We start from the raw sequence: 8,985 nt of genomic DNA on the forward strand, positions 1-8,985 counted from the left end.
CACCAATACGCGATTCGAACTGCGTCTGGCTTCGCCAGCCGCCGGTCTTTCTCCGGCAGGACATCTAGTCCTGCCTCCGAAAGCCCACTCGCGAGTTCGAATCTCGCCGACAGGCGTTTGATGGAACCCATTGGTCGGAGCGGCGAGATTCGAACTCGCGACCCTCTGCTCCCAAAGCAGATGCGCTACCAGGCTGCGCCACGCTCCGATGGGACCAGTCTACTTGGTTTTCTGCCTACTTTCCGCCGATGGCGACGCTGCGGAGGTTGAGGCCGGCGCGCTGGAGGTCGAAGATCCGGGAGGCGAGGCCCACCATGAGCTGGATCTCCAGGTCCTCGCGGCCGCGCTTGGTGGCGCCGGCGGGGGGGATGGCGATGATCTCGTTGGGGGTGCGGGTCCGGGACCAGGCGAGGTCCATGGCGAAGGAGATCTTCTTGTCCTGGCTGGCCAGCTCGCCGGCCACGTGGGACATGAGGCCGTCGCCGCCGTAGCCCACGCGGAGCCAGCCGGGTCCCTCGAAGCCGCGGCTGCTGTTGGTGAGGTTGACGGCCTGGAGCTTGTTGCCGGCCCCGTAGCTGAAGTCCATGCGGGTGTGGATGCCCTGCTCGTCATTCCGGAAGTCCAGGCGCTGGGGCATCTGCGTGGCCTTGTCCACGGTGACCTCCAGACGGCCGCGCTTCCAGAAGCCCAGGCTCTGGGCCATGCTCTGCTCCCGCCGCTTGGCATCCCAGGGCTTGGTGGGGGCGTTGAAGACCAGGCGCTGGAGGGTGCGCCCGCCGCTGGTCTCCTCCCCGGCCACGCTGGCCTTGAAGGTGGGGGCATCGATGTAGGCGGCCTTGATGTCGTTCAGGGTCTGGCGGAACCAGGTCATGTAGGTGCGGGGCGCATCGGAGGGGGGCAGGTCCACGCGGGTGGTGTAGGCGTTCTGTTCCTTGCTGTAGAGGAAGCCGCGGGTGCCCCGGCGGGTGTAGAGCAGGTTGCCGAAGTCCCCGGCCAGGTCCGTGCGGAAGTCCCCGTTGGCGAAGTAGGTGCCCTTGAGGCGGAGGTTGGCCTGGCCGCCCGAGCTGTTGCCCTTCACCTGGCCCTGGCTGAGGCTGTCCACCTTCTGGTTCACGGCGGCGCCGCTGAGGGCCACGCCGAGGGTGCCCTGCATCTCCACGGAGGTGATGCCCTGGTAGGGCTGGCCGAACCAGCCCGCATCCACGGCGTCGAGCACCTGGGTGAAGGCCCGGCGGGCGGTCTCGGAGGTGGGTTCGGTTTTGGACGCGGCCTTGGCGGCGGCCTTCGAGGTCGCGGGCCTGGGGCCGGGGCCCTGGGCGGGCAGCAGGGAGGCGGTGACCAGCAAGGGCAGAATGGCGAAACGCATCAGATCTCCTGACTCATGAACGGGAATGCCGGGGAGCGGCCTTGGGTTCCGGCCGTTCCTTGGCATAGCAGGCCCGGCAGAGGGCCTTGGCGGGGTCCTCGGGCACGAAGGGCAGGTATTCCTGGGCGCCGCAGGCGGCGCAGGTGATGTGGGTGAGGACCCGGGCGGCCTCCTTGCCCCCCTTCCGCTTGTAGGAGAAGGAGCGGCGGTAGCAGTCGGGGCAGAGGTAGAACTTCTGGCCCGTCTCCACCTTGAAGCGCATGCCGCACTCGGCGCAGATCTTCTCCCGGGGGGTCTTGGGATCCGGGGGGGTCACCGGGGCCCGCTTGGTGAGGCGGACGGCGGGCTTGGCCGGGGCCGGCCCGGACCCAGGGCCGGACGTAGCCTCCGGCGCCGCGTCCCCGGAGGCGGGGTCATTCGAGGGTTTGAGCCCTTTGATCATCGTTGATGGTCCTACTGCGGCGCGGGCCGGAAGCACCAGGGTACCGCATCGGGATGCCCCGGGCGAGTTCCGGTCCCGGCGGGGTGCTGGCATCCTGGGCCCATGCCTTCCTCCGCCGACCTCCTGGAGCCCCTGCGCCGCGGGGAGCCGCGGGCCCTGGGCCGGGCCATCTCGTGGATGGAAAATGGCCACCCCGGCGCCCGGGACCTCATGGCCAGCCTCTGGCCCCACCTGGGCCGGGCGGTCGTGATCGGCATCACGGGTTCTCCGGGCGCCGGCAAGAGCACCCTCACGGACCGGCTGGCCCGGGCCCTGCGGGCCGAAGGCCAGAAGGTGGGCATCCTGGCCGTGGATCCCACGTCCCCCTTCAGCGGCGGGGCCATCCTGGGCGACCGCATCCGCATGCAGCGCATCGCGGCGGATCCGGGCATCTTCATCCGCAGCATGGCCACCCGCGGGGCCCTGGGCGGCCTGGCCCGGGCCACCCAGGACGCCATCGACCTGCTGGACGCCGCGGGCTACGACACGGTGATCGTGGAGACCGTGGGCGTGGGCCAGGACGAGGTGGACGTCGTGAGCTGCGTCCAGACCTGCTGCGTGGTGCTGGTGCCGGGCATGGGCGACGAGATCCAGGCCATCAAGGCCGGCATCATGGAGGTGGCGGACCTTTTCGTGATCAACAAGGCCGACCGCGACGGGGCCGACCAGGTGGAGCAGGAGCTGACGGCCATGAAGTCCCTGGCCCCGCCCCGGCCCTGGGACCCGCCGGTGCTGCGCACCGTGGCCCAGCAGGGCGAGGGGATTCCCGAGCTGCTGGACCGGGTGCGGGAGCACGGCGCCTGGCTGCGCGCCCACGGCGGGCTGGCGCGGAAAGCCCGGGAGCGGGCCCGCCTGCGCTTCGAGTCGCTGCTGGCCGAGGCCGCCCTGCGCCGGGCCCGGGCCCAGGCCGGATCCGAGCGCCTCGAGGCCGCCATCCAGGCCGTGGCCGACCACGCGCAGGATCCCTACACGGCCGTGGCGGGCATCCTGGGCGAGCCGTAGCCCCGTTCGGATCTCCGTCAAAAAGAAAATCCGGTTATCGCCGAACCTCAGCCAAACAAGACTCCACGAAGGTCACGAAGGCACCCTGCGGGCGTCTGAAGGGCACGAAGGGGGCTCGACCCATCGCGGACATCCCTTCGCGGGTGGCGGCTCCGGGTGGCATCCAGGGGCCACCCCGACCGCCACCCGCGAAGCCGGACGCGCGATGCCCCTGGGGCCGGAGGCCCGGATGTCCTGGCCAGGGCGCCGGGAACCCGCTTTCGTGGACTTTGCATACTTCTTCGTGCCCTTCGTGGAGGCCTTTGAAGCCTTCGGCCGCATGGCCCTCAGGTCCTGGCGATGATCCCGTAGAGATCCGGCCGGCGGTCCCGGAAGAAGCCGAAGGAGGCGCGGTTGCGGCGGATCTCCTCCAGGTCGAAGTCGGCGGTGATCAGGCCGGGGTCCGTCCGGCCCAGCTCGGCCACTTTGTCGCCGCGGTGGTTCGCGATGAAGGAGTGGCCGTAGAAGGTCTGGCCGCCCTCGAGGCCGATGCGGTTGGCGGCCACCACGGGCACCACGTTGGACACGGCGTGGCCGATCATGGCGCGCTGCCAGAGGTCCTTGGTGTCCAGCTCGGGGTTCTCGGGCTCCGTGCCGATGGCCGTGGGATAGAACAGGAGCTCGGCCCCCTGGAGCATCATGGCCCGGGCGCACTCCGGGTACCACTGGTCCCAGCAGATGCCCACGCCCAGCTTCCCGAAGCGGGTGTCCCACACCTTGAAGCCCGTGTTGCCGGGCCGGAAGTAGAACTTCTCCTCGTAGCCGGGGCCGTCGGGGATGTGGCTCTTGCGGTAGATGCCCAGCAGGGCGCCGTCGGCATCCACCATGGCCAGGCTGTTGTAGAAGGCATGGCCCTCCCGCTCGAAGAAGGAGACGGGGATCGCCACGCCCAGCTCCTTCGCCAGGGCCTGGAAGCGCGCGATCGTGGGGTGTCCCTCCGCGGGCCGGGCCCAGTCGAAGAAGGCGTCCTTCTCCTCCCGGCAGAAGTAGGGGCCTTCGAACAGCTCGGAGGGCAGGATGACGTTCGCGCCCGTGGCCGCGGCCTCGCGCACGAGGGCCTCCACCCGGTCTACGTTCTGGTCGGGGCCATCGCCCAGGGCGCACTGGAGGGCGGCCACGCGGATGATACGGGACTCGGCGCTCACGGAACCTCCGGCTGCTGCTGGGTGATGCAATGGAAGGCGCCGCCGCCGCTGAGGATGGCGCGGGCGGAGCGGCCCACCACCCGGCGCCCGGGGAAGAGGGGCTCCAGGGCGTCCACCGCCGCTTCATCGTAGGCCGTGCCGTAGGTGGGCACCACCACGGTGCGGTTGCCGATGTAGAAGTTCACGTAGCTGGCGGGCATCACCTCGCCCTCCTCGTCGAGCACGAGGCCCGGCGAGGGGATGCGCACCACCTCCAGCTTCCGGCCCCGGGCGTCGGTCATGGCCGCCAGGTCGGCGGCGAGGCGGTCCAGCACGGCGGCGTTGGGGTCGGCCCCGTCCCGGGCCTCCATGCAGACCACCACGCCCGGCGCCGTGAAGCGGGCCAGGGTGTCGATGTGGCCGTCCGTATGGTCGTTGATGAGGCCCTCGTCCAGCCACAGCACCTTCTCCGCGCCCAGGCCGTCCGCCAGGGCCGTCTCGATCTCCGCGGCGTCCAGGCCGGGGTTGCGGTTGGGGTTGAGCAGGCACTGGCGGGTGGTGAGCAGGGTGCCCTCGCCATCCACCTCCACGGAGCCGCCTTCGAGAATCCACGCATGGTCCGTGCGGGGGAGGCCGCTGCGGGCCGCCACCCGCCCCGCCACCCGGTCGTCCTCCGGCAGCAGGTACTTGCGGCCCCAGCCATTGAAGCCGAAGCAGGCCGCGCGAAGCCCGCCGTCGCCATCCCTCACGAAGATGGGGGCCGTGTCGCGCAGCCAGATGTCGCCCACGGGCACGGTGTGGAAGCGGGCCTGGGCCAGCACGGGGGCCAGGGCCCGCCGCGCCTGGGCCTCTCCCTTGGCATCCGCCACGAGGATGTCCAGGGCCTCGCCACCCTCCTCGGCGATGGCCCGGCACAGGGCGGCCCACTCGGCCTGGGCCGGGGCCAGGTTCTCCTGCCAGAGGTGGCCGTGGGCGGGCCAGGCCAGCCAGCAGGCGCTGTGACGGTCCCACTCGGCAGGTTGTCGGTAGATTGGGAGGGACATGGTGCGGAACCCCTGGACAGGATGCGCCCCCGAAGCGGGAGCACCCTCCAGTTCATCAAAAGGGCTTTTCGCCGTCGAGGTTTTTTGCAGGCGGGGGGCCGTCGGCAGGGGGCAGAAAGCTGCGCTGACAGGAATCCCCCGGAAGGCGCCCATGCCGCTTATCATGAGGGCTTCCCCGGAGTTTCCATGGCCCTGGTCCGCGCCCTCTGCGCCGCGCTCCTGTCGTTCACCCTCCTCGGCGCCCCAGCCGCGGCCGGGCAGCCCCCGACCGGGCCCGAAAGCGTGCGCGACCAGTACGCCAAGCGTGAGGTCCAGATCCCCATGCGGGATGGCGCCAAGCTCTTCACGGCCATCTACACCCCCAAGGACACGAGCCGGACCTACCCCTTCCTCCTCCAGCGCACGCCCTACAGCGTCCACCCCTACGGAGCGGACGCCTACCCCGACCACCTCGGGCCCTCGGCAGCCTTCCAGAAGGAGGGCTTCATCTTCGTCTACCAGGACGTGCGCGGCCGGATGATGTCCGAGGGCGAGTTCGTGAACATGCGGCCCCAGCGCGCCGTCAGCGGCGCGGCCGTGGACGAGAGCACGGACACCTACGACACCCTCGAGTGGCTACTGAAGCACGTGGAGGGGAACAACGGGAAGGCCGGCCAGTGGGGCATCAGCTACCCGGGCTTCTACACGGCCGTGGGCATGCTGTCCGGCCATCCGGCCCTCAAGGCCGTCTCGCCCGAGGCGCCCATCACGGACTGGTTCGCGGGCGACGACTTCCACCGCAACGGAGCCCTGTGGCTGCCCCACGCCTTCAACTTCATGGTGAACTTCGGCAAGCCCCGGCCCCAGCCCACCGCCGAGTGGGGCAAGGCCTTCCGCCACGGCACCTCCGACGGCTACGAGTGGTTCCTGCGCCTGGGCACCACGGGCGCCACCCGGCAGTACACGAAGGACGTGGCCTTCTGGAACGAGATGCTGGACCACCCGGACTACGACGCCTTCTGGCAGGCCCGCAACCTGCGGCCCCAGCTGAAGGACGTGAAGCCCGCCGTGCTCACCGTGGGAGGCTGGTTCGACGCGGAGAACCTCTTCGGCGCCCTCCAGGTGTTCAAGACCCTCGCCCGCCAGAGCCCCGCCACGGACAGCCGCCTGGTCATGGGCCCCTGGTCCCACGGCGGCTGGGAGCGTACCAAGGGCGACCACCTGGGCCCCGTGCAGTTCGGGGCCGATACCTCCGCCTGGTTCCAGGCCGAGGTGCTCCTCCCCTTCTTCCTGCACCACCTGAAGGACGCGAAGGATCCCGCCCTGCCGAAGGCCACGGTCTTCGAGACCGGCGCCAACCGCTGGCACCGGCTCGAGGCTTGGCCTCCCGCGTCGGCCAAGGATGGAAAGCTCTATCTCCAGCCCAGCGGCCGGCTATCCTTCACGCCGCCGTCGCCAGACGGCGGCGCCGACACCTACGTCTCCGATCCGTCGAAGCCCGTACCTTTTGTGGAGCAGGTGGCCATCGGCATGCCCAAGGACTACATGACCGCGGACCAGCGCTTCGCCGGGAGGCGGCCCGACGTGCTGGTGTTCCAGACGGAGCCCCTGGCCACGGACCTGACCCTGGCCGGCCCCCTGCGCCCGGAGCTCTTCGTGGCCACCACGGGCTCGGACGCCGACTGGGTGGTGAAGCTCATCGACGTCTACCCCGACGACTTCCGCAATCCCGATTTCCAGGAGAGCGGCACCCCCTGGGACCGCACGCCCAACCCCATGGGCGGCTACCAGCAGCTGGTGCGGGGCGAGGTCATGCGGGGCAAGTACCGCGACAGCCTGTCCAAGCCCGCGCCCTTCACCCCCGGCCAGCCCACCCGCGTGGCCTGGTCCATGAACGACATCTTCCACACCTTCCGGAAGGGCCACCGGGTGATGGTCCAGATCCAGAGCAGCTGGTTCCCCCTCATGGACCGCAATCCCCAGCAGTTCATGGACATCAACAAGGCCAGGCCCGAGGACTACCGGAAGGCCACCCACACCGTCTTCCACGACGCCGCGCGGCCCAGCGGGATCGGCGTGGAGGTGTGGTCAGGAAAAGCTCACGAGCCACAGATGAACACGGATGGACACAGATAAAAACCGCATGTCTTCATCCGTGTTTATCCGCGTTTATCCGTGGCTGATTCTTCCTATTCTTTCCACCCCTCCAGCACCCGGAACCGGCTGCCCATCAGGTCGGGGAGGGTGAGCTGGAGGAGGTTCTCGGTGCGTTTCAGGCGCTCGGGGGCGGGCAGGGCCATCCAGCCCGGGGCCCACTGCTCCAGGGGGGCGTGGGTGCGGATCCACTTGCTCAGTTCCATGTGCCCCAGGCCTGAGAAGCCCTGGCCCGCCAGCAGGCGGGCCAGGCGCGTGAAGTCGACATCCGCTGTCAGATCCGCCTCGCCCAGGTCCTCGTGCCAGTTGCCGTCCACGCTGTGGGCTTTGAAGCGGCGCAGGTCCGCGCCCTTGGCCAGCAGGCGGTCTGCGGCCTCGCCGTAGTCCACGGCCAGGAAGAGGCCCGCCTCCAGGGGAGCCGCCAGGTCATGCACCAGGCCCGGCAGGGCCTCGCACCAGATGCTGCCGTCCCGGGCCTCTAGGCCGTCGGTCTGCTCCGCGAACCAGGCGCCGGCCTCGCCGGGCTCCGCCGCTTGCCACTGGGGGCCCGAAGCGGTGAGCACCTCGCGGAGCCAGCGCTCGCCATCCCAGCGCCAGGGCTGGGCGGGCAGGGCGTCGAAGAGCTCGTTGCTGAACACCGCGCCGACGAACGGCTCCAGGGGTTCGTTCTCGGCGGCAAATCGCGCGCGATTTGCCGCCAGGAAAGGCTTGAGCGCGGCTTCCGCCGCGCGCTTCGCGGCAGGGTTGTCGTCGCGGTGGACGTAGACCAGGGCCTCGGCAAAGGGCCCCGACACCGCGTTCAGCACGTCGCGGCCCAGCCAGCCGCGGCCCGCGCCGGGCTCCAGGGCCGTGAAGCGCGCGGGCCGGCCCAGGCGCTCCCAGGCCGCCTCCAGGCGCAGGGCGATGGTCTGGCCCAGCAGAGGGCCCAAGTCCAGGGCCGTGTAGTAGTCCTTGCCCGCGAAGCCCCAGGGACCCTCCTGGCGGCGGTAGTAGCCGTGCTCCGGGTGGTAGAGGCCCAGGGCCATGACTTCGGCGGCGGGCACGGGGCCCGAGGCGAGGCGGGCGTCGATCAGGAATTGGAGGGGGTTCATGCCGTAGGTTCCTTTGCAGCAGGTCGGGGCCAGGAAGGGCTGGGATGCAGACGCCGGATCTCCAGCTTCGGCGTGCCGAAATTCAGCAGGAGGCAGGCTGGCAGGAGGGAAGCCCGGAGGTAGTTGAGGGCCTGGGCCAGGTGGAGGTCCTCCAGCGCCCGCACGGCCTTGAGCTCGACCAGGATTTGGTCTTCCACCAGGAGGTCCGCCGCGAACTGGCCGATCTGAATGCCGTCGTACCAGACCGCGAGCGGGTGCTGCCGGGCCACGCGCAGACCAGCTCGCTCAAGCTCGATGACCAGGGCGTTCTCGTAGAGCTTTTCCAAAAAACCCGGACCGAGCCCTGCACTCACCTTGAAGGCGCAGCCGCGGATCCGCTCCGTGATGGCATCCAGGTCAGCCATGGATTACCTCAAAAAGAGAAAAGCCGGAGATGAACGGAGATGGACAGAGATAAAGCCAAGCTTCTTTTTCTCCGCTCATCTCCGTTCATCTCCGGTTGTCTTTTCTTTTCCCGGCCCTCCTGCCGCCGCCAGATGAGGGGTACTCACCTTGAAGGCGCAGCCGAGGATCCGCTCCGGGATGGCATCCAGGTCAGCCATGGATTACCTCAAAAAGATAAAAGCCGGAGATGAACGGAGATGGACAGAGATAAAGCCGAACTTCTTTCTTCGCTCATCTCCGTTCAGCTCCGGTTGTCTTTTCT

The 8,985-nt window shown here is 69.4% G+C and carries 8 protein-coding genes and 1 tRNA gene; 2 read left to right on the forward strand and 7 right to left on the reverse strand.

Going from position 1 to position 8,985, the window contains the following annotated elements; translation table 11 throughout:
- Positions 1-131 precede the first annotated feature (131 nt).
- The 3 genes from G398_RS0114995 to G398_RS18945 form a co-directional block, all read right to left on the reverse strand.
- Positions 132-208: transfer RNA gene (locus G398_RS0114995), tRNA-Pro, on the reverse strand.
- 27 nt (positions 209-235) lie between these two features.
- A complete protein-coding gene (locus G398_RS0115000) occupies positions 236-1,366 on the reverse strand; it encodes a hypothetical protein (RefSeq protein WP_026854198.1) in 1,131 nt (376 codons plus the stop codon).
- Positions 1,367-1,379: 13 nt separating this feature from the next.
- Positions 1,380-1,808 (reverse strand): hypothetical protein, encoded by a 429-nt coding sequence (locus tag G398_RS18945; RefSeq protein WP_043485657.1) that lies wholly within the window; start codon positions 1,806-1,808, stop codon positions 1,380-1,382.
- Between the two features lie 102 nt (positions 1,809-1,910).
- Between G398_RS18945 and meaB the strand changes: the two genes are divergently transcribed.
- Positions 1,911-2,849 carry a methylmalonyl Co-A mutase-associated GTPase MeaB gene (gene meaB, locus G398_RS0115010; RefSeq protein WP_026854199.1) on the forward strand — a complete coding sequence of 313 codons (939 nt, stop codon included), beginning with the start codon at positions 1,911-1,913 and terminating at the stop codon, positions 2,847-2,849.
- 326 nt (positions 2,850-3,175) lie between these two features.
- Here the strand turns inward: meaB and aguB are convergent, their stop codons facing one another.
- Positions 3,176-4,033 (reverse strand): N-carbamoylputrescine amidase, encoded by an 858-nt coding sequence (gene aguB / locus G398_RS0115020; protein ID WP_026854200.1) that lies wholly within the window; start codon positions 4,031-4,033, stop codon positions 3,176-3,178.
- A complete protein-coding gene (locus tag G398_RS0115025; RefSeq protein WP_026854201.1) occupies positions 4,030-5,055 on the reverse strand; it encodes an agmatine deiminase family protein in 1,026 nt (341 codons plus the stop codon). The genes aguB and G398_RS0115025 overlap by 4 nt, the downstream gene beginning before the upstream one ends.
- A 186-nt stretch (positions 5,056-5,241) precedes the next feature.
- Between G398_RS0115025 and G398_RS18950 the strand changes: the two genes are divergently transcribed.
- The gene (locus G398_RS18950; protein WP_084512825.1) at positions 5,242-7,170 is read left to right on the forward strand and encodes a CocE/NonD family hydrolase; all 1,929 of its coding nucleotides are present in this window, start codon (positions 5,242-5,244) and stop codon (positions 7,168-7,170) included.
- 53 nt (positions 7,171-7,223) lie between these two features.
- Here G398_RS18950 and G398_RS0115035 read toward each other — a convergent pair whose 3' ends face one another.
- A complete protein-coding gene (locus G398_RS0115035) occupies positions 7,224-8,279 on the reverse strand; it encodes an SAM-dependent methyltransferase (protein WP_026854202.1) in 1,056 nt (351 codons plus the stop codon).
- Positions 8,276-8,683, reverse strand: a complete 408-nt coding sequence (locus tag G398_RS18955) for a GxxExxY protein (protein WP_052572088.1) — start codon at positions 8,681-8,683, stop codon at positions 8,276-8,278. The genes G398_RS0115035 and G398_RS18955 overlap by 4 nt, the downstream gene beginning before the upstream one ends.
- Positions 8,684-8,985 lie beyond the last annotated feature (302 nt).

The sequence above is a fragment of the Geothrix fermentans DSM 14018 genome (assembly GCF_000428885.1).
Classification (GTDB): Bacteria; Acidobacteriota; Holophagae; order Holophagales; family Holophagaceae; genus Geothrix; species Geothrix fermentans.

Coding starts and splice junctions, on each gene's coding strand:
- G398_RS0115000 (WP_026854198.1), bottom strand. CDS start 1,366: ATGCGTTTCGCCATTCTGCCCTTGCTGGTCACCGCCTCCCTGCTGCCC.
- G398_RS18945 (WP_043485657.1), bottom strand. CDS start 1,808: ATGATCAAAGGGCTCAAACCCTCGAATGACCCCGCCTCCGGGGACGCG.
- meaB (WP_026854199.1), top strand. CDS start 1,911: ATGCCTTCCTCCGCCGACCTCCTGGAGCCCCTGCGCCGCGGGGAGCCG.
- G398_RS0115025 (WP_026854201.1), bottom strand. CDS start 5,055: ATGTCCCTCCCAATCTACCGACAACCTGCCGAGTGGGACCGTCACAGC.
- G398_RS18950 (WP_084512825.1), top strand. CDS start 5,242: ATGGCCCTGGTCCGCGCCCTCTGCGCCGCGCTCCTGTCGTTCACCCTC.
- G398_RS0115035 (WP_026854202.1), bottom strand. CDS start 8,279: ATGAACCCCCTCCAATTCCTGATCGACGCCCGCCTCGCCTCGGGCCCC.
- G398_RS18955 (WP_052572088.1), bottom strand. CDS start 8,683: ATGGCTGACCTGGATGCCATCACGGAGCGGATCCGCGGCTGCGCCTTC.